Source organism: Caenimonas sedimenti, from assembly GCF_007833165.1.
Lineage (GTDB): Bacteria > Pseudomonadota > Gammaproteobacteria > Burkholderiales > Burkholderiaceae_C > Ramlibacter > Ramlibacter sedimenti.
Genome location: NZ_VOBQ01000015.1, coordinates 1 through 24350 on the forward strand (window position 1 = coordinate 1; position 24350 = coordinate 24350).

A 24350-nucleotide genomic window follows, 5' to 3' on the forward strand; every position below is an offset into this window, starting at 1 on the left:
CCCGCAGGCGAACCCCAGCTGCCACCGCTGCCATTGCTGGGGTTCGCCTGCGGGCTCACCACCAGCCTACGCGGGGTTCCGACATCACCGCAGTAAGCCACCCAGTCGTCGCCGCGCGCGAAACCCACCAGCACCAGGCCGGCGGCTTCGGCGGTGCGGACGGCCAGTGCTGTGGGCGCCGAGACTGCCGCCAGGGCGCCGACGCCGGCGCGCACGGTCTTCTGCACCATCTCGTAGCTGGCCCGGCTGGTGACGGCGATGAAACCGGTCGCCGGGTCGCGCCGCGAGCGCGCGAGCGCGCCGATGAGCTTGTCGAGTGCGTTGTGCCGGCCGACGTCTTCGCGCACGAGTTCGACGCTGCCGTCCGCATCGCACCAGGCGGCGGCGTGGGTGGCGCCGGTGGCCGACTGCAGCGCCTGCTGCTGGCGCATCTCGCGCAGGGCGCGCGTCAATGCTTCACGGGCCAGCGCGAAGGGCCGCACGCGCTGCTCGATCCGCGGCAGGGCCTGCGCCAGGCTCTCCACGCCGCACAGGCCGCAACCCGTGCGGCCGGCCAGCGTCCGGCGGCGCTCCTTCAACCGAACCAGGCACCGCGCCGCCACGTCGATGTGCAGCACGATGCCGTCCGACGTGCTCTCAGGCATGATGTCGTGCATGTCGCCCGCCCGGTCCACGATCCCTTCCGATAGCGAGAAGCCGAGCGCGAAGTCCTCCAGGTCCAGTGGCGTCGCCAGCATCACGGCATGCGAGATGCCGTTGTATTGCAGCGCAATGGGCACCTCGTCGGCCACCCAGTCGGCCACGGTCCGCGCGACGCCGCCGCGGCAGGCGAGCGCCTGCACCGGCACCGCGCCGGGAAGCGCATGCGGTTGCCGCGCCGACATCACTTCGCAGGCACGGAGTCGTGCCGTTGCGCCAGCAGTTCCAGCTGCCGGTCGTTGAAGCGCTGGTAGCCGCGCTGCCATTCGGACGGTTGCGCCACCTTGCTGATCTGCACCGCCGTCACCTTGTACTCGGGGCAGTTGGTCGCCCAGTCCGAGTTCTCGGTGGTGATCACGTTCGCGCCCGACTCGGGAAAGTGGAAGGTGGTGTAGACCACGCCCGGCTGCATGCGCTCGCTCACAACGGCGCGCAGCACGGTTTCGCCGGCACGGCTGGCGATGCCCACCCAGTCGCCGTCGTTCACGCCGCGCTCCTCGGCGTCGTGCGGGTGGATCTCCAGCCGGTCCTCGTCGTGCCACTCGTTGTTGGGCGTGCGGCGGGTCTGCGCGCCCACGTTGTACTGGCTCAGGATGCGTCCGGTGGTGAGCACCAGCGGGAAGCGCTTGGTCACCTTCTCGGACGAGGGGACGTACTGCGTGATCACGAAGCGGCCCTTGCCGCGCGAGAACCCATCGACGTGCATGATCGGCGTGCCGGCTTCCGCCGTGTCGTCGTTGCAGGGCCACTGCACGCTGCCCAGCTTGTCGAGCTTCGCGTAGCTGACGCCGTGGAACGTGGGCGTCAAGGCGGCGATCTCGTCCATGATCTGCGACGGGTGCGTGTACTTCATCGCGTAGCCCAGCGCGTTCGACAGCTTGACCGTCACTTCCCAGTCGGCCAGCCCGCCCAGCGGTTTCATCACCTTGCGCACGCGCGAGATGCGGCGCTCGGCGTTGGTGAAGGTTCCGTCCTTCTCGACGAACGAGGAGCCCGGCAGGAACACGTGGGCGTACTTGGCGGTCTCGTTCAGGAACAGGTCCTGCACCACCAGGCACTCCAGCTGGGCCAGCGCGCCTGTGACGTGCTGCGTGTTGGGGTCGGATTGCACGATGTCCTCGCCCTGCACGTAGAGCGCGCGGAATGTGCCCTCGCTGGCGGCGTCGAACATGTTGGGGATGCGCAGGCCGGGCTCCGACGGCAGGGGCACGCCCCAGGCGTCCTCGAACTGCATGCGCACCGTGGTGTCCGACACGTGGCGGTAGCCGGGCAGCTCGTGCGGGAACGAGCCCATGTCGCACGCACCCTGCACGTTGTTCTGGCCGCGCAGCGGGTTCACGCCCACGCCTTCGCGGCCGACGTTGCCGGTGGCCATGGCCAGGTTGGCGATGCCCATCACCATGGTCGAGCCCTGGGCGTGCTCGGTGACGCCGAGGCCGTAGTAGATCGCTGCGTTCCCGCCGGTCGCGTAGAGCCGGGCGGCGCCGCGCACCTGGTCGGCCGGCACGCCGGTGATGATGGCTGTGGCCTCGGGCGAGTTCTCCTCGCGCGCCACGAACTCCTGCCATTCGCGGAACGACTTCTCGTCGCAGCGTTCACCGATGTAGTCCGCCGCCACCAGGCCTTCGGTCACCACCACGTGGGCCAGTGCCGTGATCAAGGCGACGTTGGTGCCGGGCTTCAGCTGCAGGTGGAAGTCGGCGCGCACATGCGGCGAAGCCACCAAGTCGATCCGGCGCGGGTCGGCCACGATCAGCCGCGCGCCCGCGCGGATGCGCTTCTTCATGCGCGAGGCGAACACCGGGTGGGCATCGGTCGGGTTGGCGCCGATCACCAGGATCACGTCGGACTGCTCGACCGACTTGAAGGTCTGGGTGCCGGCCGATTCACCGAAGGTCTGCTTCAAGCCGTAGCCGGTGGGCGAATGGCAGACGCGCGCGCAGGTGTCGACGTTGTTGTTGCCGAAAGCGGCCCGCACCAGCTTCTGCACCAGGTAGGTCTCTTCGTTGGTGCAGCGCGAGGAGGTGATGCCGCCGATCGAATCCTTGCCATGGCGCAGCTGGATCTGGCGGAACTGGTTGGCGGCGTACCCGATGGCCTCGTCCCAGCTGACTTCGCGCCACGGGTCGGTGATGCGCTCGCGGATCATCGGCTTGGTGATGCGGTCCTTGTGCGTGGCGTAGCCCCAGGCGAAGCGGCCCTTCACGCACGAGTGGCCTTCGTTCGCCTTGCCGTCCTTCCAGGGCGTCATGCGCACCACCTGCTCGCCCTTCACCTCGGCCTTGAAGCCGCAGCCCACGCCGCAGTAGGCGCAGGTGGTGATGATACTTTTGGTCGGCATGCCCAGCGAAATCACGCTCTTGTCCTGCAGCGTCGCCGTGGGGCAGGCCTGCACGCAGGCGCCGCAGCTGACGCATTCGCTGTCCATGAAAGCCTGGTCCTGGCCGGGCGACACGCGTGACTCGAAGCCGCGGCCACTGATCGTGAGCGCGAACGTGCCCTGCGTTTCCTCGCAGGCCCGCACGCAGCGGTTGCAGACGATGCACTTGCTGGGTTCGTAGGTGAAGTACGGGTTCGATTCGTCCTTCTTGGCCTGCAGGTGGTTGGCGCCGTCGAAGCCGTAGCGCACGTTGCGCAGGCCCACGGCGCCGGCCATGTCCTGCAGCTCGCAATCGCCGTTGGCGCTGCAGGTCAGGCAGTCCAGCGGGTGGTCCGAGATGTAGAGCTCCATCACGTCGTGCCGCAGCTTGGCCAGCTTGTCGGTTTGCGTGCGGACGTTCATGCCGGCTTCGGCCGGCGTGGTGCACGACGCCGGGTAGCCGCGCCGGCCTTCGATCTCGACCAGGCACATGCGGCAGCTGCCGAACGGCTCCAGGCTGTCGGTGGCGCACAGCTTGGGCACGGAGATGCCGGCCTCGATGGCGGCGCGCATCAGCGAGGTGCCGGCCGGGACGGTGACGGCCTGGCCGTCGATCTGCAGCGAGACGGTCTCGCCCGAGGCGCTCAAGCGGGCCGGGGTGCCGCAGTCGGTGTCGCAATTGCAAGGCATCTTGTTGTTTCCTCAGGCGGCGCGTTCTTCTTCGTCCAGGAGGCCGAAGTCTTGCGGGTAGTGGTTCAGGGCGGAGAGCACGGGGTAGGGCGTCATGCCGCCCATCGCGCAGAGGCTGCCGTGCAGCATCGTGTCGCACAGCTCGCGCAACAGGCGCACCTGCTGCGGCCGGTTGTGGTTGAGGGTGATCTTGTCGATCACTTCGACACCGCGGGTGGAACCGATGCGGCAGGGCGTGCACTTGCCGCAGGATTCGACGGCGCAGAACTCCATCGCGAAGCGCGCGAGCTGCGACATGTCGGCCGTGTCGTCGTGCACCACGATGCCACCGTGGCCCAGCACCAGCCCCTTGGCGGTGTAGGCGTCGTAGTCGAGCGGCAGATCCCACTCGGCCTCGGGCACGTAGGCGCCCAGGGGGCCGCCCACCTGGACGGCCTTCACAGGCCGGCCGCTCGCCGTGCCGCCGCCGATGTCGAACACCAGTTCGCGCAGCGTGAGCCCGAAGGGCAGCTCGTAGAGGCCGCCGTGCTTGATGTTGCCGGCCAGCTGGAAGGGCAGCGTGCCGCGCGAGCGGCCGGTGCCGAAATCACGATAGAACGCGGGCCCGTGCTCCAGGATCGTCGGCACGGCCGCGAAGCTCAGCACGTTGTTGATGACCGTGGGTCGGCCGAACAGCCCGCTGATCGCAGGCAGCGGCGGCTTGGCGCGCACGATGCCGCGCCTGCCTTCCAGGCTCTCCAGCATCGCCGTCTCTTCGCCGCACACGTAGGAGCCGCCGCCCACGCGCACTTCGATGTCGAAGGCCGGGCCGGTGCCCAGCAGACGGGCGCCCAGCACGCCGGCTTCGCGCGCGGCCTGGAGCGCGGCCTCGAAGGTGGCGATGGCGTGCGGGTATTCGGAGCGGATGTAGACGAACCCCTTGTCCGCGCCGACGGCCAGAGCCGCGATCGCCATGCCTTCGATGAGCAGGTAGGGGTCGCCTTCCATCAGCATGCGATCGGCGAAGGTGCCGGAGTCGCCCTCGTCGGCGTTGCACACCACGTATTTGCGCGGGCCGGGCGCCGCGGCCACCGTGCGCCATTTGATGCCGGCCGGAAAGGCCGCGCCGCCGCGGCCACGCAGGCCGGAGTCCAGCACCTGCTGCACGATGTCGGCCGGCGGCAGGGCCAGCGCGTTGCGCAGCCCGGCCCAGTAGACGGGCGCGAGCGGGTCGTCCAGGCCGCAGCGGGCGAAGGTCAGCCGCTGCTGACGTGCGAAGGCTGGTAGCTGGTCGACGGGGCCGTGGCGCAACGCGTGCGCGCCGCCCCTGAGCAAGCCGGCGCCGAACAGCGCGGGCACGTCTTCGGGCGTGACCGGGCCGTAGGCGATGCGGCCGGCCGGCGTTTCCACTTCCACCAGCGGTTCCAGCCAGAGCAGGCCGCGCGAGCCGTTGCGCACGATGCGCACGCGCTGGTCGTGCGCGACGGCGTGCGCCTCGATCGCCGCGGCCACGGCATCGGCGCCGGCGGCCAGTGCGGCGGCATCGCGCGGTACGTAGATGACGGTGGCGCCGCTCATGACGCGCACCGCTTGTCCACCAGCGCCGCCAGCCGCTCGGGCGTCATGCGCGCATGGAGCTTGTCATCGAGCAGCACCGCCGGCGACTGCGCGCACAGACCGAGGCAGTAGACCGCCTCGACGGTGCAGCGATGCGCTTCGTGCTGGCGCGCATGGGCCAGCAGTTCCTCGCCGCCCATGGAGCGGCAGGCCTCGGCGCGGCACACCTGCAGCACCGGGCCCCGGGCCGGCTCCTGCCGGAAGTGGTGGTAGTAGCTCAGCACGCCGTGCACTTCGGCGCGCGACAGGTCCAGGCCTTCGGCGATGGGCTGCACGGCCGCGGACGGCACCCAGCCCAGCGCCTCCTGCACGCCATGCAGCACGGGCAGCAGGGGCCCGGCCAGGTGCTTGCGTTCGGCGAGCACCCGCGCGACGACCTCGTAGGTGGTCGGTGCGGGATCGGGAGTGGGCATTGACGTGTCTCCTGCGCTTGTAGGTGTTGCGGACGACTATCGCGCCCGGCCCGCGCGCATGCCATTGACCATCGTCAAGATTCGGGAAATGGTGGTGTGGCCGCCGCGCATGCAGCGACTGTCCGGGCCGCGCGGCGCCCGGTCAAATGGGATCGCTACATGTGCAGATTCACTGCTTGAATGAGGAGAGGCGGCCGGCGAGGGCCGACACTTCCTTGCGCCAGGGCGCGGCCTGGGCAAACGCGAGCGCCGCCTCCAGCGCATGCGGGTCGCTTTCGGAGGCCAGCGTGAAGAAGGCCACCGGCGTGACGATCGCGGGACGCACCAGCGGCAGTGCCAGCAGAGGCAGCCCTTGCGGTGCGGCTGCGGCCAGGGCGCCGGGAACGACGCAGCGGATCGACCCGCTCGTCACCGCGAGCATCAGCGCCGTGACGGAATCCGTTTCCAGCACCGGATGCGCCTCGACCCCAGCCTGGCGGAACGCCGCATCGACCACCTGCCGGTGATGGTTCTCGGGCGTCAGCAGGCCCAGCGGCTCGCGCGCGGCCTCGGCCCAGCCGCACGCTGCGCCCACACGCAAGCCCTGGCCTTCATCGCCGAGCATCAACAGGAAATAGCGCTCCTCGTACTGCGGCAGGTGCCGAAAGCGCGGCCGGCGTTCCACGCGTTCGGCGAAGCCCAGGCCCAGGTCGAGCGTGAGGTCTTCCAGCCCGGCCTCGATCTCGGTGGAGCGCATCGACCGCAGCGTGACGGAGATGCCCGGGTGCAACTCGTGCAGGGCGACGGCGAAGCGCGTCGCCACCGACACGGCGGTGGGCACCACGCCCATGCGCAAGCGCCCCTGCGGCTCGTTGCCACGTGCCCGCAGCTCCTGCTGCAGCAGCTCGTGCTCGTGCAGCATGCGGCGCGCCGCCAGCAGGATGCGCTCGCCCTCCTCGGTGAGGCCGGCGTAAACCCGGCCACGCCGGACGATCTGCGTTCCGTACTCGGCCTCGAGCGCACGCAGCGCGTTCGAGAGTGCCGGCTGCGTGATGTGGCAGGCCTCGGCCGCGCGCGCGAAGTGCCGATGCTCGCTGAGGGCGACCAGGTAGCGCAGCGATGAAAGAACGTTCATCACTTCGATCATATGGAATCCATAACGAACGCTGATGCTCCGTTTTCGCGATCCTTGACCGCCGTCAAGCCCGCAGCCGCACGCCTGCACGGACCATGCCTCCTCGGCCCCAACGGCCGCAGGAGACAGAACATGGCAAAGATGAAGGCGGCGATGGCCGCGGTGCTGGTGATGGAGAAGGAAGGCGTGTCGCAGGCCTTCGGCGTGCCCGGCGCCGCCATCAATCCGCTCTACGCCGCCCTGCGCGAGCGGCAGTCGATCGCGCATGTGCTGGCGCGGCACGTGGAAGGCGCGTCGCACATGGCCGAGGGCTACACGCGCGCCCGCGCCGGCAACATCGGCGTGTGCATCGGCACCTCCGGACCCGCGGGCACCGACATGATCACCGGCCTGTATTCAGCCGGCGCCGACTCGATCCCCATCCTCTGCATCACCGGCCAGGCGCCGCGCGCGCGCCTGTACAAGGAGGACTTCCAGGCGGTGGACATCGAATCCATCGCCAAGCCGGTGACCAAGTGGGCCGTGACCGTGCGCGAGCCCGCGCTGGTGCCGCGCGTGTTCCAGCAGGCCTTCCACCTGATGCGCTCGGGCCGCCCCGGGCCGGTGCTGATTGACCTGCCGTTCGACGTGCAGATGGCGGAGATCGAATTCGACATCGACACCTATGAGCCGCTGCCGGCCTACAAGCCGGCGGCCACGCGGCTGCAGGGCGCGAAGGCGATCGAGATGCTGTGCGCGGCGGAGAAGCCCGTGATCGTCGCCGGCGGCGGCATCATCAATGCCGATGCTTCGGTCCTGCTGGTGGAACTGGCGGAAGTGCTGCAGGTCCCCGTGATCCCGACCTTGATGGGTTGGGGCACCATCCCCGACGACCACCCGCTCATGGCCGGCATGTGCGGGCTGCAGACCTCGCACCGCTACGGCAACGCGACGCTGCTGGCCAGCGACTTCGTGCTGGGGATCGGCAACCGCTGGGCCAACCGGCACACCGGTTCGATCGACACCTACACCAAGGGTCGAACTTTCGTCCACATCGACATCGAGCCCACGCAGATCGGCCGCGTGTTCAACCCCGACCTGGGCATCGTCTCGGATGCAAAGGCCGCGCTCGAACTGCTGGTGCAGATCGCCAAGGAACGCAGGATGGCCGGCCTGCTGCCCGACTACGGCGATTGGGTGGGGCGCTGCGCCGAGCGCAAGCGGCTGATGCACCGCCGCTCGGACCACGACAACGTGCCGATCAAGCCGCAGCGCGTGTACCAGGAGATGAACGCGGTGTTCCCGCGCGACACCATCTACGTCTCGACGATCGGCCTGTCGCAAATCGCGGGCGCGCAGTTCCTGCATGTCTACGGCCCGCGCCAGTGGATCAACTGCGGCCAAGCCGGCCCGCTGGGCTGGACGGTACCGGCCGCGCTGGGCGTGGCGGCCTCCGACCCCAATCGCACGGTGGTGGGCTTGTCGGGCGACTACGACTTCCAGTTCCTGATCGAGGAGCTGGCCGCCGGCGCGCAGTTTCACCTGCCTTATGTGCAGGTGGTGGTGAACAACAGCTACCTCGGGCTGATCCGGCAGGCCCAGCGCAACTTCGACATGGACTATTGCGTGCAGCTCGGCTTCGAGAACCGCAACGTGGACGACCCGGCGCTGCGGGGCTACGGCGTGGACCACGTCAAGGTGGCCGAGGGCCTGGGCTGCATGGCGTTGCGCGTGACCGAGCCGCAGGAACTGCAGGGGGCGCTGCGCAAAGCGCTGGCCATGACGCGCGAGCACCGCGTGCCGGTGATCGTGGAAGTGATGCTGGAGAAGGTGACCAACATCGCGATGGGCACCGAGATCGACAACATCAAGGAGTTCGAGGACATCGACTGCCGCCATCCCGGCGGCACCGAGGGGCTGGAACTCGCCGGCCTGCTCGACTGATTCATCCGGAGCCCAAGACATGCCTCGCTTCGCCGCCAACCTCACGATGCTCTTCACCGAGCTGCCCTTCCTGGACCGCTTCGAGGCCGCCGCCGATGCGGGCTTCCAGGCCGTCGAGTTCCTGTTCCCCTATGCGCACCCCGCCAAGGAAATCCGCGACCGGCTGGACGCCAACGGCCTGCAACTGGTGCTGCACAACCTGCCCGCCGGCAACTGGGACGCGGGCGAGCGCGGCATCGCCTGCCTGCCGGAGCGCGTGGCCGACTTCCGCGCCGGCGTGGCGCTGGGCTGCGAGTACGCACAGGCGCTGGGTGTGCGCCAGCTGAACTGCCTGGCCGGCAAGGCGCCGTCCGGCGCCGACCCCGCGCGGCTGCACGGCACGCTGGTGGACAACCTGCGCTACGCGGCGCTGGAGCTGCGTTGCGCGGGCCTGCAATTGCTGCTGGAGCCGATCAATGCCTACGACATCCCCGGCTTTTTCGTGAACCGCACCGACCACGCGCTGGCTCTGCTGGACGAGGTGGGCGTGGACAACACCTGGCTGCAGTACGACATCTACCACGCGCAACGCACCGAAGGCGAGCTGGCGGCCACGCTCACGCGCCACCTGCCGCGCATCGCGCACATCCAGTTGGCCGACAACCCGGGCCGCAACGAGCCGGGCACCGGCGAGATCAACTGGGACTTCCTGTTCCGCCACATCGACGCACTCGGCTACGCCGGCTGGATCGGCTGCGAGTACAAGCCGGCCGCCGGCACGCAGGCCGGGCTGGGTTGGCTGCGCCGCCATCAACTTCCCGAAAGGATTTCCGCATGACCGACCTGTCGTCGCTCAAGCTCGGCTTCATCGGCCTGGGCATCATGGGCACGCCGATGGCGGGCCACCTGCTGGCCGCCGGCCACCAGTTGTTCGTCCACACGCTGGGCCCCATGCCGGCCTCGATCGCCGGCACCCGCGCCACGCAGTGCACCACCGCACGCGGAGTGGCCGAGCGCGCCGACATCATCTTCCTGATGGTGCCCGACACGCCCGACGTGGAGCAGGCGCTGTTTGGCGAGAAGGGCGTGGCCTCGGGCCTGGCCAAGGGCAAGACCGTGGTCGACATGAGCTCGATCTCGCCCCTGGCCACCAAGGAGTTCGCGCAGCGGATCCGCGAGCTGGGCTGCGACTACCTGGATGCGCCGGTGTCCGGCGGCGAAGTCGGCGCGCGCAATGCCACGTTGTCGATCATGGTGGGCGGCGAGCCCGCGGTGTTCGAACGCGTGAAGCCGCTGTTCGAGAAGATGGGGAAGAACATCACGCTGGTGGGCGGCAATGGCGATGGGCAGACGGCGAAGGTGGCGAATCAGATCATCGTGGCACTGACCATCGAGGCGGTGGGGGAGGCGCTGGTGTTCGCCTCACGCGCGGGCGCGGACCCGGCGCGGGTGAGACAGGCGCTGATGGGTGGGTTTGCTTCGTCGAAGATCCTTGAGGTGCATGGGGAGCGGATGGTCAAGCGAACCTTCGAGCCGGGGTTTCGGATTGAGCTGCATCAGAAGGATCTGAACCTGGCGCTGGCGAGTGCGCGGGCGCTGGGGGTGTCGCTGCCGAATACGGCGATGGCGCAGGAGTTGTTCAATGCTTGTGCAGCCCGGGGCGGCAAGGGGTGGGATCACTCGGCGATGGTGCGGGCGTTGGAGGGGATGGCGAATTTTGAGATTGGGCAGGTGGCGTCTTAGCGCCCGTCGTTCCCGCCTCACCTCGTCATTCCCGCGAAGGCGGGAATCCAGGGCTCCCAAAGTGGCTGTCATCCCAGCGAAGGCTGGGATCCAGGCCCATCCCTTCGCTGACATCCCCCCAGCCCCGTCATCCCGGACAACGCCTGTCATCCCGGAAAAGGCCTGTCATCCCGGAAAAGGCCTGTCATCCCGGGCTTGACCCAGGATCCATCGCAGCGTGTCACCACGCCACCTGCATCCCGCGCCACCTCTTGTAGCCCCCCTTCGCACCATCCCCCACCCACCCCCAACTCACACTGTGGCGGCCCGCGCTACGCCTCCGGCTCGCTCCGGCTTCGCTGCGATGGACGGCCTTGGGCGCGCAGCGGGGCGAAAACTCCTTCCGAGTTTCTGTCGATCGCCTACCGTCGTGATCCTTGAGGTCGGCTGTTGCAGGTGCCGCGGCGTGGCAGGAGTCGGCCTCGGCTTTCCCACCCGAATCCTCGCGAAACTGCCGCCCAGTCACGCTGCCGTGGCACCTCGCCTTCAACACCGCCTTCCGGCATACTTGCTCATCTTAAAGATGCCAGCGTTTGCAAGAGCGCGCGAGGGAGAGGGAATGGCAACGGTCAAGAACCGCATTAAGGTTTGTTCTCTTGAGTTTGGAGCGCCGCCGTTCCGCAAGCTAGGCAACCTGACGATCGAGTTCGCTGATCGGCTCACCCTGATCGCCGGTCACAACGGAATCGGCAAGTCCACTATCCAGGGTTTGGTTGCCAACACGTTCGGCATTCCGAAAGGTCCTAAGAGCTACTTCGGTGAGCCCTTTTACGCAAACATCGAACGCATTATTTATCTTGCTCTCGAAGAGGTCGTGATCGCCCAGGAGTACCCTGCAGCCGCTCCAATTGTGGTGGCGGATGTATTCGGGATCACCGTTCGCAAACGTTGCGCGATGACCCAACGCACCGAATGGAAGCGAGCGCGCGTTGTCCCAAGAACGATAGAAAAAGGAGAAGACGACCCCGTCGGGCAAGACGCAAAGGTGCCTCTCCCCACCATATTCCTGGGCATCAAGCGGTTGGCGTCGATCGGCGAGGCCGAAGAGGGCGAAGTTGCGAGTCGGAAGATCGCCATGCACAAAGAGGACCGCCAGCTCATGGCGGACTTCGTGAGCTCGGTGATCATCGGCACTCAAGTGACTACCGACGTGACCCACCAGAGCATCAAGGGTGCCCGGAAGAAAACTGTTCAACCAGGCTATTCCGCACACAACGCCCTGGCGATTTCGATGGGCCAAGACAGCCTGGGAAGCATTGCGACTGCGTTGGCGTCGTTCAACAGACTGAAACGTGAGCTGGGCGACAAATACTGCGGCGGCCTACTGGTAATCGACGAGCTCGACGTGGGATTTCATCCCCACGCGATCGATCGCCTAGTTGCCGTGTTGAAGACGCACGCGAAGCGGCTCGATTTGCAAATCATCGCTACTACGCACTCGCCTCGGCTGATCGAAGCGGTCCATCCGGAGGGCGGAGGCAATTTGAAAGCGCCCGACAAGGTCGTCTACCTTCTCGACACACGGCACCCGCGCTTGGCGGATGACCAGTCTCTGAAAGCGATACTCGACGACATGGCACTTCGCCACGACGCTGACTTGCCCAAAGCGAGGAAGCCGGTGCTTGGCGTCTACTTCGAGGATCCCGAAGGCGCCCAGTTTTGCGATGCCCTCCTTCCGAGGGCTAAGCGGGCGGCGCTGGGTCGGAAGCTGGGCGTAAAGCTCAAGCTCATCCCCCTCGGTGTCGGGGGATCTAACCTGCTTGGCCTCCCAGACAAGGATCCGCTTTTCAAGGACCGCTTGCTTGTAGTCGATGCAGACACTTCGATTCCGCAGAAAGCCGCCGGACGCGGAAATACCATCAAGCTTCCGTGCCATCGAGGCGCCCACGGCACGGACCGATCGCCAGAGAACGTCATCAAGATTTTCTTACGAGCCGTGATTGCCGCCCAGAACGGACCGCTGCATGAAGCGCTTCGAAGATTCAGAGTTGTGAACCCGAGCACCGACAAGGTGTCGAACACGTTCTTTCCAGACAACGCGAGCGCAAGCGCGCAGCGTGAAGCAAGCAAGGGATGGTGGGTCGCACATTGGGATCAGTTAAAGCGTTGGGGTGTGATTCAAGAGTGGGCGATTTGCCACGCTGATGAAGCTGCCGCGTTTATCAAAGCCTTCGAAGAGGCGGCAACTAAGACGGCGAGTCGAATCGTCTGAACTCTCGCCAAGATGCGATTCAAAGCTAAAGCCCGCTAATTATGTACTCCAACAAGCTCTTCACCCCGTTGCGCTACCCCGGCGGAAAGGCCAGCTTTGCTCCATTGATCGCCGATGTGATCAACAACAACAAGCTGGCCGGAGGCCACTATCTTGAGCCCTATGCCGGTGGTGCTGGCGTGGCCCTCGTGCTGCTTATGGATGGAGTTGTACGCCATATCCACATCAATGATGCCGACCCGGCTGTCGCCGTGTTTTGGCGCGCCGCTGTGCGGGAGACCGCCGAGCTGATCAAGCTAGTGGCGAGCGAACCTATAACGATGGACGCGTGGCACCATTGGCGCTCCATGATGCTCGGTGAAACCGAGGGTACTCAGCTTGAACGTGGATTCGCGACGCTCTTCATGAACCGCACGAATCGGTCAGGAATTCTCAAGGGCGGTGTGATCGGGGGCAAGGCTCAAAGTGGCACGTACAGGCTGGATGCAAGGTTCATGCGCGATGAGCTTTGCCTAAGGCTAGAACGCATCGGACTACATGCAGGGGATATCAGCATCTATGAGGAGGACGCCCACAAGCTGCTGCTGCGCTGTCATCAATTCCTTCCCAGCACGTCCCTGATCTATCTTGATCCGCCGTACTACGTGAAGGGCGCGGGACTCTATCGGAACTTCTACAGGCATGATGATCACGCGCAAATTGCACGTCTGCTTGGCAGCAGGCGATTCCGGCGCCCTTGGATCGTCTCCTATGACAATGCCCAGGAGATCCGGATGATGTACAGCTATGCACACTCGTTCACCTACGGGCTCCGTTACACCGCCCAGCAGCGCTACACTGGGTCGGAAGTCATGTTCTTCAGTGAGCGCCTGACGCCGCCAGAGCAGGCTCAGGTGCAGAAGGTAGCCTAGCGCGATGCGATGGCGGTGCTCGGGCTCAATTTTCTCAAGGTCGTCGATTCTGCTCGAACGCCAGTGATGAATGTGGAGACCGTCGATGCTCTACCCCTGAGGAAGATTCAGGATGTAGACGAGTTGGGATCACGCGGGCTGATCCGCAAGGAAGCAAGCGACACAAGACTGCACGTGACACTCGCACGGACTCATGCTGGTGAGGAGCTGTCGGGCATAGGCCCTAACTGCCCTGACGTAGTTCCAAGAATCCAAGGGGCAGCTTTCGCGATAAGCGCTTTCGCACAGCGCATCGGGTTCGCTTCGCTAGTCGAGAACGCTGCTGCGTAGCCAGAGTAGCGGCCTTGAGCCGATGTACAAGGCGGGCATCTGCCTGCGGACTTCGCGGACTGCGATCAGAACTCCTGGAAGCCGAAGGGCACCTCGACGACCTAGTGCCTTACGGTTTGGAACTGGGAGAGCGGTAGGCGTGGCGCTCACACCGCTCCAGCAGGTCATCTTCCATGCCATAAGGTAACTTTGTCGCCATGAGATCTGTGAGGTCGACGGGCTGGAGCGGATGATGATGCGATTCAGGGACTTCCATCTGGCAGAACTCCAGTTCGCTCGGAACCAGTCCACCTGCGCGAACACATGCCTCTCGGACATGCAGCTCTCGCGCAGCGGCTCGAGCGAGTTCGCGAATCTCTGGATGGTCGTCACTGACACCCAGGTAGCGGTCAAAGGCACTTGGCTCCATCGCGGGAGACCAACTGTCATAGCGGGCTATGTCAGCAGCGTAGGGAAAGCCGGTCCGCGGATCCATCATCAACACATCGATCGCGGCCCCCGTCATGTGACGTGCTTCATCGGAACGCACGGGGTTGCGTACCCATCGATCCACAGTTTGAGCCACACTCTTGTTGGACATCTGGCCGAGCGACCGGGTATGTACCTCGGTGAAGGCCATCAGGTAGATCGACGCTTGAAGCGAGACGGGCCGGAAGGAGTCCACGGCCAACAGGCGGATACTAGGATCGCGAATGCGCAAGTAGTCTTCAGCGGCTTTGACCCGTTCCCATGCCGATTTCAGGACGACCGTCCCAACCAACCGGCCCGGCAGGTGCCGGTGCGAGCGGTACCAGTAGGGGTGCAACTTCGAAGGAAGAACCACAAGATCGTCCACGGCAGTGCTCCTTTTGGGGCCTATCCGATTCCAGCAGAACCCTCGCACAAATGAAAGACAAAACTCCTGCTCCTGTGAACCTCGGAGTGACACCTGTGACAGAAGCGGCGGCGGGACCCTTTGATCTGACTGAAATCAAAGGGAAAGACGCCGGGCGCATCCTTGCGTACCTCGTGGCGGCAAGGAGTAGAGGCAATGAAGGCTATATATCCAGCACCGAGATCGAGGCTGCGCTTGGCTTGGTGAAGGTCGAACGCACCCAATGGAAGCGCATCTACGGCTACATCGAAGAACTAGTGGGCACTGACAAGCTCGAGTATCGGAAATACAGCGCCGGTCCTTGGCGAATTCGCGATGTTCCCTTCTCCGCGTGGCGTCTTCGCGGCGAAGCCATTGCACTCGAGGATTTGGAGGCGTTCGCAGGTGTTCAGCGCGATGAGCAAGGCCCCGGCTCACTTCCGGCGGCGGAGCATGTTTCGCCCGAGGCGTGCGAATTGGTGACGAGCGCGGAACGACGCTACCGCAAAGGCGCTCTGACGCGAGCGATGGACGCGATCAGTGAGCTCGATGGGCTTCTTGGGCCGAAAGATCCGGAGTTGATGCTGGTTACGAAGGCGCGAAAACTTCGGGTGCTTCACAGACTGAACGAGTGGGACCTCTTTGAATCCGAGCTTTCGGAGCTCGTGCGATTGGAGCAAACTGGAAGGATCGACGGCCGTTTCGCGCAGTCGTTGCGCGCTTTGGTGACCCTCTGCAGCGCATGGCGCCACTACAACCTGATCAGACCCAGCGCCAAGCAGCACCTCGCGGAATACGCGGCGCTCCATGACAAGCTGGCCACAGCAAAGCCTCAAGCGGAAAGGCTGAGCGTACTGGGCTTCTATATCGATTGCGAGGTCACGAATCTGCTGACGCTCCTCAAACGCCGGCTCCTTTGCGAGTTCACAGCGGAACATCCCGGCAATCCAATCTTGGATCGCCGGGCGTGGGCGATGGACGCCTACAACTGCAGCATTGGGAACATCCGGCGGACCATGATGAACGGCGACTTCGAGCTAATGGGCAACTACGCTGCCAATCACGCATACCTGATCACCTGTCTGCAGCACCAGGGCCTGTTTGCTGGGTTGTACCGGTTGCGCGAAGCGGCCCAATGGCTGACTGTCTCGGATCGGGTAGCCAGCAGACTGTCCGCGGGGTCGGACAATCTTTGGAGCCCCATCTATTGGCTCTATCTGCGGCGCGTCATTCACGAGAGTGGCGGCAATTGGGAGAGCGTTCGAGAGTGGATCGAACCAGTTGTGCGGCGGCCCGGCAAGCGGGGCCCACGTCTGCCGAATCCGGCAAGAAGCGCAACGTGCTTTGACTACGTTCATGGAACCTGTGTCCGTCTGCTCTCGGCTCCGCAGGAGTACGAGAATCCCTCCGGAATTCCCATTCATCAGGTGCGCATGCTGATTGCCGAGTTGGGGAAGATTCGTGCGATCGAACTGATCGGCCCGCAAACGGCACAGGCAGCCGCGGACGTGATTTGGTTGGGCGCCCATCTGGATGCACGAGAACTGCCGGCGGCAACCAGACATGACCTCAACGTCTTGCGGGCCGAGCTCATTCGCGGCTGAATCGAGCCATAGTTTGCCGATGACCATGAGGGGCGTGTAACATTGGATGAGAAGGTCGTTGACCGGAGAGTCGAGCCGCGGGCGGCCAAATCTGGAAGGACTTCCTGTGTCCGAACGGTCTTACTGAACGCTGTCGGGCGCAAACTGCCAAGGCACCAGCCGCCCAATCAACTCCGCCCCGTCCGCCACCAGAAAATTCCGAAACGCCTGCGCCACCGGCGCCAGCCGCTTCGTGCGCCGGTGCACCACATACCAGTGCAGTTGCAGCGGGAAGCCCTCCACATCAAGCACGCGCAGTTCGCCCGACTGCAATTCGCGGGACACGGTGTGGGCCGACAGAAAGGTCAAACCCAGGCCCGCCATCACCGCCTGCTTGATGGTCTCGGTGCTCCGGATTTCCATCGCCACATTCAGCCCCGACAGATCCCCACCGAAGCCCTCCACCATCGACCGGAACGTATCCGACCCACCCTCCCGCACCACAAACGGCTCCCGCATCACCTCCGCCGCCAGGATGCCTTCGCGCGCCACCATCGGATGCCCCGGCGGCGCGACGATCACATACGGATGCGGCGCGAACGGCTGGTTCAGCGTGTCCAGCTCCGTCGGCGGCCGGACCATGATCGCCAGGTCGGTGAGGTTGCCCTCGATGCGCGCCAGCAGCTCCTCGCGGTTGTGCACCGTGAAGTCGAGCGTCACGCCGGGGTGCCGGCCGATGAATTCGACCAGCAGGCGGGGGAAGAAGTAGTCGCCGGCGCTGATCACGCCGACGTTGAGGCGGCCGCCGGAGACGCCGCGGAAGCGCGACATCGCCGCCTCGGCCTTTTCGAACTCCAGCAGGATGCCGCGCGCGATCGGCAACAGCTCGCTGCCGGCGGCGGTGAGGAAGATCTTCTTGCCGAACTGTTCGAACAGCGCGTGGCCGGCGTGTTCCTCCAGTTTGCCGACCTGGGTGGAGACGGCGGGTTGGGTGAGATGCAGTTCCTCGGCGGCGCGGGAATAGCTCAGGTGGCGGGCGACGGCTTCGAAGACTTTGAGTTGGCGGAGGGTGGCGTGGCGCATGGGGGCGAGTCGCTCATGCGCCTGGATCCCAGCCTGCGCTGGGATGACATCCCTTGCTCACGCCGCCACCGCTTCCATCCGCAAGCCCTGTTCGCCCAGCTTCACCTGGCCTTTGGCTTCCTGCATGCTGCGCGCCAGCAGCTTCACCAGCGCGAGCACGGCATCAATGTGCGGCGTGGGCGTGCCGGTCAGCCGTGCCAGTTCCACCACCGAGCCGACCAGCGCGTCGATCTCCGGCTCGCGGCCGGCCTCCACGTCTTGCAGCATCGAGGTCTTGTGCTTGCCCACCTTCTCGGCGCCGGCGATGCGCTTCTCGAGCGAGACGCGGAAGTGCACGCCCAGCTGTTCCGCCACGGCCTGGGCCTCGCGCATCATCGCGGCGGCCAGGTCGCGGCTCGGCGGGTACTGGCAGATGTCGACCAGGGTCGCGTGCGCCAGCGCGCTGATCGGGTTGAAGGTGAGGTTGCCCCACAGCTTGAGCCAGATCTCGGAGCGGATGTCTTCCAGCACCGGTGACTTGAAACCGGCATTGACGAAAGCGGCCGAGAGCTGCTGGATGCGCGGGGTGCTGAGCACGCCGTCCAGTTCGCCGAAGGGGAAGCGGTCGCCCTCGATGTGGCGCACGACGCCGGGCGCCACGAGTTCCGACGCCGGGTACACCACGCAGCCGATCACGCGCCGCGATTCGATGGCGGCGGCGATGTGCCCCTGCGGGTCCACACTCTCGATGTGCCGGCCTTCATGCGGGCCGCCATGCCGCTGGAAGTACCAGTACGGGATGCCGTTCTGCATCGGTACGACCATCGTCTCTGGCCCCAGCAGGTGGTGCAACTTCGGGACCACGGGCACGACCTGGTGCGCCTTCATGGCGAGGATCACCACGTCTTGCGGGCCCACCGCGGCCATGTCGTCCGGCGCCTGGATGTTGCGGGCGACGTGCTCCACGCCGTCCGCCGTGACCAGGCGCATGCCACGCGCCCGCAGCGCCTCAAGGTTGCGGCCGCGGACGATGAACGTGACGTCTTCGCCGGCCAGGGCCAGCCGTGCGCCGACCAGGCCGCCGATGGCACCGGCGCCGATGATGGTGATTTTCATGAAGGGATCCAGGGAGTTGCATGTTCTGTGTGCCCGTGATCAGCCGAAGCGGTTGGAGAGGCGGCCGATGCCGGCGATCTCCACTTCGACCAGGCTGCCGGGCTTCATGGAGCCGACGCCGACGGAGGTGCCGCAGAGGATCACGTCGCCGGGCATGAGTGTCATGTCGACGGAGATGCGGCTCACGAGCCGCGCCACCGGGAAGGTCATGTCGCTGATGGGGTAGTCCTGCCGCACCACGCCATCCAGCAGCGTGCGGACAGTGAGCGTGGTGGGGTCGACGCCGGTCGCCACCACGGGGCCCAGCGGGCAGAAGCCGTCCAGGCCTTTGGCGCGCACCCACTGCGGGAACGAGGGGTCGCGGTTCAGGATGTCGGACACCGTGACGTCGTTGGCGCAGGTGTAGCCGAACACGCAGGCCATGGCGTCGCTCTCGGTGGCGGCGGCGCAGCGCTGGCCGATCACGATGCCCAGTTCGCCCTCGAACACCACCTTGCCGCCGGCGCGCGGCACCGGGATGGGTTCGCGGTGCGCGCTCCACGAGTTCGGCGACTTGAGAAGGTAGAGCGGCTCTTCGGGCACAGCCAGGTTGAGCTTGGCGCGCAGCTGGCCGAAGTTGTTCCACAGCGCGATCACCTTGGTCGGCTGCATCGGCATCAGCAGCTGCACTTCTTCCAGCAGCATCGAGCGGCCGGTCGCGGCATTGGCGCCGAACATCTGGCCGCGGTGCTCGTGCACGCGGTCGGTGTCGTCCAGCGTGCCGAAGGCTTCCTGGCCGGCATGGCGGTAGCTGACCCAGCGGGTGATCATGGGGTGTTCCGGTCTTGGCGCGTCAGTCGAAGGGCAGCCACTGCGGCTCCACGACCGAGGCGGTGAGCGTGCCCAGCGAGGCGAGCTCGTGGGTCATGTGGGCGCCGCAGGCGGCGAGCCGGGCGCGCTGGCTGGCCGCGGGGCCGCTGTCCGCGATCCAGCCGATCAGCGGCTTGCGCAGGTGGGTGGCGATCCAGGCGGCGCAGGCGGCTTCGCTCTCGTCATCGATAGGCCCGGCCAGGAGCACGGCGTCGGTGCCGGCGTCGGCCTCGAAGAGCTGCAACAGCTCCAGGTGCGACAGGCCCGCGCGGCAAGGGTCCGACAGGCTCACCACGGTCGATGCGCCCAGGCCGTGCTGGCGGAACTGGCGCGCCACTTCGGCCAGCAGTGCCGGCGAGCGCAGGATTACGCCGATGCGCCCGCGCTGAGGAGCCTCGCCCGGCAGGTTGCCGATGCGGACTTCGTCGGGCGTCATGACGCCGGCGCAGCCTGGGCCCAGCAGGCGGGTGCCGCCGCGCCGCAGCGCGTCCGCGGCACGAGCCAATGAAGCGGCCGGCACGCCATTGCCCACGCAGACGATCAGAGGCATGCCGGCTTCGGCGGCTTCGTCGATCGCGGCGCCAGCGCGCTCCGCATCGTCATGCACCATGCAGGCGTTGGCGCCGGTGGCCGCGCGGGCCTCTGCCACGCTTTCGAACACCGGGATGCCGTCGAAGCGGTGCACGCTGCCGCCCGCCACCACACCCGCGACCACGCAGCGCTTGCCCTGGCCGTACTCACGGCAGGCCGTGGCATGCCGGCGCCCAGCCTCATCCCCGAGCCCATGCACGACGATGCGGGTGGCGCGGTTGACGAGGATGGACATGGCGGGGGCTCCGGTGGCTTCGGGTTCAACCGACCACGTGCGACGACGTGGCGAGCGCCCAGTCGAAGTTGCGGTGCGGCGCGGGCTTGGTGCGCAGCATGCGTTCCTGCACCGCGGCGACCAGGAACGACGGGTCGTACACGCTCAGCAGGTGCGGGTGGTGCTGTTCCAGGTAGCGGCGGATGCGCACTTCAGGCTCCGGGCTCTGGCGCACCAGCGCGGCATAGGTCGCTTCGTCCCAGTGCCAGCGCAGACCCAGCTCGTAGAACGCGGCGTTGTAGGCGTCACGCTCCGCGTCGGGGTGGGTCAGGGCGGCGGGCAGGTCGTTCTTCATGATCGTTCTCTCGTGTTGCGGTGTGGTGCGCTCACTGTAGGGAGAGGGGTCGATCAAAGACAGTCAATAGTTGTTATGCGGACCATCACTTCGGAGTGATGCATCGCGCCATCAGATGGCGCCTTCGGCGCGCAGCGATGCGAGGTCGCTGGCCGCGTAGCCCAGTTCGGCCAGCACCTCCTCGGTGTGCTCGCCGAGCAGCGGTGCGCGTGTGACTTCCGTGCTGCTGTCGGAGAGCTTCACGGGGTTGCCCACGGTCAGATGCTTGCCGCGCGTTGGGTGGTCCACCTCCACCACGGTGCCGCTCTTGCGCAGCCACGGGTCGTCGGCGATCTCCTTCATCGACAGGATGGGCCCGCACGGGATGTCGAACTCGTTCAGGATCTCCATGGCCTCGAACTTGGTCTTGCTCATGGTCCACTGCTCGATGCGCTTGAAGATCGGCTTCAGGTGCAGCAACCGTGCTTGCGGCGTGGCATAGGCCTCGTCGTCGATCCAGCCTTCTTCGCCGATCACGCGGCACACGGCGGGCCACACGGCCGCCTGCGTGATGAAGTAGATGTAGGCGTTGGGGTCGGTCTCCCAGCCCTTGCACTTGAGGATCCAGCCAGGCTGGCCGCCGCCCGAGGCGTTGCCGGCACGCGGCACCGCATCGCCGAACTTGCCGTCGGGGTACTGCGGGTATTCGTGCAGCGTGTGCGTGCGCTCCAGCCGCTGCTGGTCCCGCAGCTTGACGCGGCAGAGGTTGAGCACGGCGTCCTGCATTGGCGCCAGCACCTTCTGGCCGCGGCCGGAGTGCGTGCGTTGGTAAAGCGCCGTCACGATGCCCAGCGCCAGGTGCACGCCGGTGCCGCTGTCACCGATCTGCGCGCCCGTGACCACCGGCGGGCCGTCGTCGAAGCCGGTGGTGGACGCCGCGCCCCCCGCACACTGGGCGACGTTCTCGTAGACCTTGCAGTCCTCGTAGCGGCCGGGGCCGAAGCCCTTGACGGAACCGACCACCATCCGGGGATTGAGCTGCTGGATGCGCTCCCACGTCAGCCCCATGCGCTCCATCGCGCCGGGCGCGAAGTTCTCGACCAGCACGTCGCAGTGCTTGATCAGCGATTCGAGCAGCCGCTTGCCGCCCGCCGTCTTGGCGTTGAGCGTGATGGACCGCTTGTTGTGGTTCAGCATCGTGAAGTAGAGGCTGTCCACGCCGGGGATGTCGCGCAGCTGGCCACGCGTGGCGTCGCCCTCGCCGGGCCGCTCGACCTTGATCACGTCGGCGCCGAACCAGGCGAGCAGCTGGGTGCAGGTGGGGCCCGACTGCACGTGGGTGAAGTCGAGGATGCGGACGCCTTCCAGGGCTTTGGTGGTCATGGGAAGTTCTCGGGAGTCATGGAATCTGTGGGCGGCGTCTCAGGAAGCGGCCTTCGCGGCGGCTTCGAGCTCGTTGACGCGGCCCTTGAGCGCGCGCTCTTCCGCGAAGCGGGCGGTTTCGTCACGGATGACGGCGGCGATGCCGGTCACCTTGCCGTCGGGACCGGTGAGCATGGCGACCGTGAAGGCGATGGAGAGCGGGCGGCCGTCCTTGTGCAGCGCGGGCACCTTCAGCAGCGAAGTGCCGTAGCGCGTCTCGCCGGTGGCCATGGTCTTGTCATAGCCCTCGTTGTGCCGCTTGCGCAGGCGCTCGGGGATGATCAGGTCCAGCGGCTGGCCCATCGCTTCTTCCTGCGAGAAGCCGAAGAGGCGGGTGGCGGCCGGGTTCCAAAGCACGATGCGCCCGGCAGGGTCGGACACGACGACGGCGTCGCCGAAGGCTTGAATCAGCTGCTGATGATCGATGCCGCCCATGAAGTGCTCCTGCTGCAGGAGTCACTGTGCGGTGCAGCACCGCCGGGCGTGGTTGACCGGGGTCAAGATTCGAAAAGAATCGGCCGGTCGCGGTTCTGTAGGCTGGGGTGAGCCCGCAGGCGAACCCCAGCACCGATGCGCGGCACCCCGTCGCACGCTGGGGTTCGCCTGCGGGCTCACCGCCAGCCTACGGCATCCGTCGCAGGTTCAGCCATGAAAAAAGCCCGCCGAGGCGGGCCGTTTCCGAATCCGCAGCAGCTCAGCGCTGCGCGATCGGCTGTACGTCGCGCTTCGTCGCGCCCGTGAACAGCTGGCGCGGGCGGCCGATCTTGTACTCCGGGTCGCCGATCATCTCGTTCAGCTGGGCGATCCAGCCGACCGTGCGGGCCAGGGCGAAGATGGCGGTGAACAGGCTCACGGGGATGCCGATGGCGCGCTGCACGATGCCGGAATAGAAGTCGACGTTCGGGTACAGCTTGCGCGAAACGAAGTACTCGTCTTCCAGGGCGATCTTCTCGAGCGCCATCGCCAGCTTGAACAGCGGGTCGTTCTGCAGGCCCAGCTCGCCCAGCACTTCCTTGCAGGTCTCCTGCATCAGCTTGGCGCGCGGGTCGTAGTTCTTGTACACGCGGTGGCCGAAGCCCATCAGCTTGATGCCGCTGTTCTTGTCCTTCACCTGCTTGATGAACTCGCCGATCTTGTCGACGCCGCCGTTGCGCTGGATGTCGTGCAGCATGTTCAGCGCCGCCTCGTTGGCGCCGCCGTGCGCCGGGCCCCACAGGCAGGCCACGCCGGCCGCGATGGCGGCGAACGGGTTCGTGCCGGAGCTGCCGCACAAGCGCACCGTGGAGGTGGAGGCGTTCTGTTCGTGGTCCGCGTGCAGGATGAAGATGCGGTCCAGCGCGCGCTCGAGCACCGGGCTCACGGTGTACGGCTCGCACGGCGTGGCGAACATCATGTGCATGAAGTTGCCGGCGTACGAAAGGTCGTTCTTCGGGTACATGTACGGCTGGCCGGCGCTGTACTTGTAGGCCATGGCCACCAGCGTCGGCATCTTGGCGATCAGGCGAATCGCAGAGATCTCGCGGTGCTCCGGGTTGTTGATGTCCGTGCTGTCGTGATAGAAGGCCGACAGCGCGCCGACCAGGCCGGTCATGATGGCCATCGGGTGCGCATCGCGGCGGAAGCCACGCAGGAAGAACTGCATCTGCTCGTTCACCATGGTGTGCATGGTCACGTTGCGGCTGAACTTCTGCTTGCCTTCGGCGTTGGGCAGCTCGCCGTACAGCAGCAGGTGGCAGGTCTCCATGAAGTCGCACTGCGTGGCCAGCTGCTCGATCGGGTAGCCGCGGTACAGCAGCTCACCCTTGTCGCCGTCGATGTAGGTGATGGCGGACTGGCAGGCGGCCGTGGAGAGGAAGCCCGGGTCGTAGGTGAACATGCCCGTCTGGGCGTACAGCTTGCGGATGTCGATGACGTCCGGGCCGACGCTGCCGTGGTAGACCGGCAGCTCGACGCTGGGGCTGCCGTTCGAGAACGACAGGGTGGCTTTGTTGTCGGCGAGTTTCATCTCAGGGTCCTCACAGTTTTCAAATTCCGGGGAGCACGGCCTGCGGCAGCCGCAGCAGCTCCAGCACTTTCCGCGTCTCCAGGGCCGCGTCCGCTTCGAGGTCCTTGCGGCGCAGCAGCAAGTCCAGCAGGTCGTTGTCGGCCAGGTCCATCAACTCGCCCAAGCCGCGCGCCTGCCCCACGGTGAGGCTGGCGGCGTGCGTCTCGAAGAAGCGCTCGATCAGCAGGTCGTTCTCGAGCAGCCCGCGGCGGCAGCGCCAGCGCAGCTTGCTGAGCGACCTTTCGTCGAGGAGCGCTTCATCTTCCATTCTCGC

At 66.2% G+C, this 24350-nt stretch carries 21 protein-coding genes; 6 read left to right on the plus strand and 15 right to left on the minus strand.

Translation table 11 applies throughout. The features are described from left to right. The 5 genes from fdhD to FN976_RS18800 form a co-directional block, all read right to left on the minus strand. The coding region (gene fdhD / locus FN976_RS18780; RefSeq protein WP_145894595.1) for a formate dehydrogenase accessory sulfurtransferase FdhD at positions 1–884 on the minus strand (884 nt) is incomplete at its 3' end. Continuing rightward, positions 884–3748, minus strand: a complete 2865-nt coding sequence (gene fdhF, locus FN976_RS18785; protein WP_145894596.1) for a formate dehydrogenase subunit alpha — start codon at positions 3746–3748, stop codon at positions 884–886. The genes fdhD and fdhF, both read right to left, overlap by 1 nt. A gap of 12 nt (positions 3749–3760) precedes the next feature. Further along, positions 3761–5305 (minus strand): formate dehydrogenase beta subunit, encoded by a 1545-nt coding sequence (locus FN976_RS18790; protein WP_145894597.1) that lies wholly within the window; start codon positions 5303–5305, stop codon positions 3761–3763. Further along, positions 5302–5757 carry an NAD(P)H-dependent oxidoreductase subunit E gene (locus FN976_RS18795; protein WP_145894598.1) on the minus strand — a complete coding sequence of 152 codons (456 nt, stop codon included), beginning with the start codon at positions 5755–5757 and terminating at the stop codon, positions 5302–5304. Before FN976_RS18795 ends, FN976_RS18790 begins: the two co-directional genes overlap by 4 nt. A 169-nt stretch (positions 5758–5926) precedes the next feature. After that, positions 5927–6871, minus strand: a complete 945-nt coding sequence (locus tag FN976_RS18800; RefSeq protein ID WP_145894599.1) for a LysR substrate-binding domain-containing protein — start codon at positions 6869–6871, stop codon at positions 5927–5929. 132 nt (positions 6872–7003) lie between these two features. Here FN976_RS18800 and gcl point away from each other — a divergent pair, with 132 nt between their 5' ends. The 5 genes from gcl to FN976_RS18825 all read left to right on the plus strand — a co-directional run bounded on the left by gcl (position 7004) and on the right by FN976_RS18825 (position 13678). After that, positions 7004–8794, plus strand: coding sequence for a glyoxylate carboligase (gcl, locus tag FN976_RS18805; protein ID WP_145894600.1), 1791 nt, complete (start codon positions 7004–7006; stop codon positions 8792–8794). Between the two features lie 19 nt (positions 8795–8813). Then, positions 8814–9611, plus strand: coding sequence for a hydroxypyruvate isomerase (hyi, locus tag FN976_RS18810; protein WP_145894601.1), 798 nt, complete (start codon positions 8814–8816; stop codon positions 9609–9611). Beyond that, positions 9608–10516, plus strand: a complete 909-nt coding sequence (glxR, locus tag FN976_RS18815) for a 2-hydroxy-3-oxopropionate reductase (protein ID WP_145894602.1) — start codon at positions 9608–9610, stop codon at positions 10514–10516. The genes hyi and glxR overlap by 4 nt, the downstream gene beginning before the upstream one ends. Before the next feature lie 598 nt (positions 10517–11114). Beyond that, positions 11115–12767 (plus strand): AAA family ATPase, encoded by a 1653-nt coding sequence (locus FN976_RS18820; protein WP_145894603.1) that lies wholly within the window; start codon positions 11115–11117, stop codon positions 12765–12767. A gap of 41 nt (positions 12768–12808) precedes the next feature. Then, on the plus strand, positions 12809–13678 hold the full coding sequence (locus tag FN976_RS18825; RefSeq protein ID WP_145894604.1) for a DNA adenine methylase: 870 nt from the start codon (positions 12809–12811) through the stop codon (positions 13676–13678). 439 nt (positions 13679–14117) lie between these two features. On the opposite strand, the gene FN976_RS18830 is transcribed toward FN976_RS18825, so the two are convergent. Further along, positions 14118–14843 (minus strand): M15 family metallopeptidase domain-containing protein, encoded by a 726-nt coding sequence (locus FN976_RS18830; protein ID WP_145894605.1) that lies wholly within the window; start codon positions 14841–14843, stop codon positions 14118–14120. A gap of 50 nt (positions 14844–14893) precedes the next feature. Between FN976_RS18830 and FN976_RS18835 the strand changes: the two genes are divergently transcribed. After that, a complete protein-coding gene (locus FN976_RS18835; RefSeq protein WP_145894606.1) occupies positions 14894–16465 on the plus strand; it encodes a hypothetical protein in 1572 nt (523 codons plus the stop codon). A 120-nt stretch (positions 16466–16585) separates the two neighbouring features. Here FN976_RS18835 and FN976_RS18840 read toward each other — a convergent pair whose 3' ends face one another. The 9 genes from FN976_RS18840 to FN976_RS18880 all read right to left on the minus strand — a co-directional run bounded on the left by FN976_RS18840 (position 16586) and on the right by FN976_RS18880 (position 24344). After that, entirely contained in the window at positions 16586–17527 is a 942-nt protein-coding gene (locus FN976_RS18840) for a LysR family transcriptional regulator (protein ID WP_145894607.1), read from the minus strand. Between the two features lie 57 nt (positions 17528–17584). Continuing rightward, on the minus strand, positions 17585–18622 hold the full coding sequence (locus FN976_RS18845; RefSeq protein ID WP_145894608.1) for a 2-dehydropantoate 2-reductase: 1038 nt from the start codon (positions 18620–18622) through the stop codon (positions 17585–17587). Positions 18623–18661: 39 nt separating this feature from the next. Then, on the minus strand, positions 18662–19432 hold the full coding sequence (locus FN976_RS18850) for a fumarylacetoacetate hydrolase family protein (RefSeq protein WP_145894609.1): 771 nt from the start codon (positions 19430–19432) through the stop codon (positions 18662–18664). 22 nt (positions 19433–19454) lie between these two features. Continuing rightward, the gene (locus tag FN976_RS18855; RefSeq protein WP_145894610.1) at positions 19455–20297 is read right to left on the minus strand and encodes a hypothetical protein; all 843 of its coding nucleotides are present in this window, start codon (positions 20295–20297) and stop codon (positions 19455–19457) included. 25 nt (positions 20298–20322) lie between these two features. Beyond that, positions 20323–20631, minus strand: a complete 309-nt coding sequence (locus tag FN976_RS18860) for an HAD family hydrolase (RefSeq protein ID WP_145894611.1) — start codon at positions 20629–20631, stop codon at positions 20323–20325. Positions 20632–20742: 111 nt separating this feature from the next. Beyond that, positions 20743–21993 (minus strand): formyl-CoA transferase, encoded by a 1251-nt coding sequence (frc, locus tag FN976_RS18865; RefSeq protein WP_145894612.1) that lies wholly within the window; start codon positions 21991–21993, stop codon positions 20743–20745. Between the two features lie 39 nt (positions 21994–22032). After that, positions 22033–22467 (minus strand): PAS domain-containing protein, encoded by a 435-nt coding sequence (locus FN976_RS18870; protein WP_145894613.1) that lies wholly within the window; start codon positions 22465–22467, stop codon positions 22033–22035. A gap of 259 nt (positions 22468–22726) precedes the next feature. Then, entirely contained in the window at positions 22727–24037 is a 1311-nt protein-coding gene (locus FN976_RS18875) for a citrate synthase (protein ID WP_145894614.1), read from the minus strand. A 19-nt stretch (positions 24038–24056) separates the two neighbouring features. Continuing rightward, complete coding sequence (locus FN976_RS18880; protein ID WP_145894615.1) at positions 24057–24344, minus strand: FAD assembly factor SdhE; 288 nt, start codon at positions 24342–24344, stop codon at positions 24057–24059. Positions 24345–24350 lie beyond the last annotated feature (6 nt).

Bases quoted from the DNA above. Each gene is read 5' to 3' on its own strand.
- FN976_RS18860 (WP_145894611.1), bottom strand. From the start codon at position 20,631: ATGAAGAACGACCTGCCCGCCGCCCTGACCCACCCCGACGCGGAGCGT.
- FN976_RS18855 (WP_145894610.1), bottom strand. From the start codon at position 20,297: ATGTCCATCCTCGTCAACCGCGCCACCCGCATCGTCGTGCATGGGCTC.
- FN976_RS18845 (WP_145894608.1), bottom strand. From the start codon at position 18,622: ATGAAAATCACCATCATCGGCGCCGGTGCCATCGGCGGCCTGGTCGGC.
- hyi (WP_145894601.1), top strand. From the start codon at position 8,814: ATGCCTCGCTTCGCCGCCAACCTCACGATGCTCTTCACCGAGCTGCCC.
- FN976_RS18790 (WP_145894597.1), bottom strand. From the start codon at position 5,305: ATGAGCGGCGCCACCGTCATCTACGTACCGCGCGATGCCGCCGCACTG.
- FN976_RS18820 (WP_145894603.1), top strand. From the start codon at position 11,115: ATGGCAACGGTCAAGAACCGCATTAAGGTTTGTTCTCTTGAGTTTGGA.
- FN976_RS18840 (WP_145894607.1), bottom strand. From the start codon at position 17,527: ATGCGCCACGCCACCCTCCGCCAACTCAAAGTCTTCGAAGCCGTCGCC.
- FN976_RS18850 (WP_145894609.1), bottom strand. From the start codon at position 19,432: ATGATCACCCGCTGGGTCAGCTACCGCCATGCCGGCCAGGAAGCCTTC.
- FN976_RS18880 (WP_145894615.1), bottom strand. From the start codon at position 24,344: ATGGAAGATGAAGCGCTCCTCGACGAAAGGTCGCTCAGCAAGCTGCGC.
- FN976_RS18835 (WP_145894606.1), top strand. From the start codon at position 14,894: ATGAAAGACAAAACTCCTGCTCCTGTGAACCTCGGAGTGACACCTGTG.
- FN976_RS18870 (WP_145894613.1), bottom strand. From the start codon at position 22,467: ATGGGCGGCATCGATCATCAGCAGCTGATTCAAGCCTTCGGCGACGCC.
- gcl (WP_145894600.1), top strand. From the start codon at position 7,004: ATGGCAAAGATGAAGGCGGCGATGGCCGCGGTGCTGGTGATGGAGAAG.
- FN976_RS18795 (WP_145894598.1), bottom strand. From the start codon at position 5,757: ATGCCCACTCCCGATCCCGCACCGACCACCTACGAGGTCGTCGCGCGG.
- FN976_RS18825 (WP_145894604.1), top strand. From the start codon at position 12,809: ATGTACTCCAACAAGCTCTTCACCCCGTTGCGCTACCCCGGCGGAAAG.
- FN976_RS18800 (WP_145894599.1), bottom strand. From the start codon at position 6,871: ATGAACGTTCTTTCATCGCTGCGCTACCTGGTCGCCCTCAGCGAGCAT.
- glxR (WP_145894602.1), top strand. From the start codon at position 9,608: ATGACCGACCTGTCGTCGCTCAAGCTCGGCTTCATCGGCCTGGGCATC.
- FN976_RS18875 (WP_145894614.1), bottom strand. From the start codon at position 24,037: ATGAAACTCGCCGACAACAAAGCCACCCTGTCGTTCTCGAACGGCAGC.
- fdhF (WP_145894596.1), bottom strand. From the start codon at position 3,748: ATGCCTTGCAATTGCGACACCGACTGCGGCACCCCGGCCCGCTTGAGC.
- frc (WP_145894612.1), bottom strand. From the start codon at position 21,993: ATGACCACCAAAGCCCTGGAAGGCGTCCGCATCCTCGACTTCACCCAC.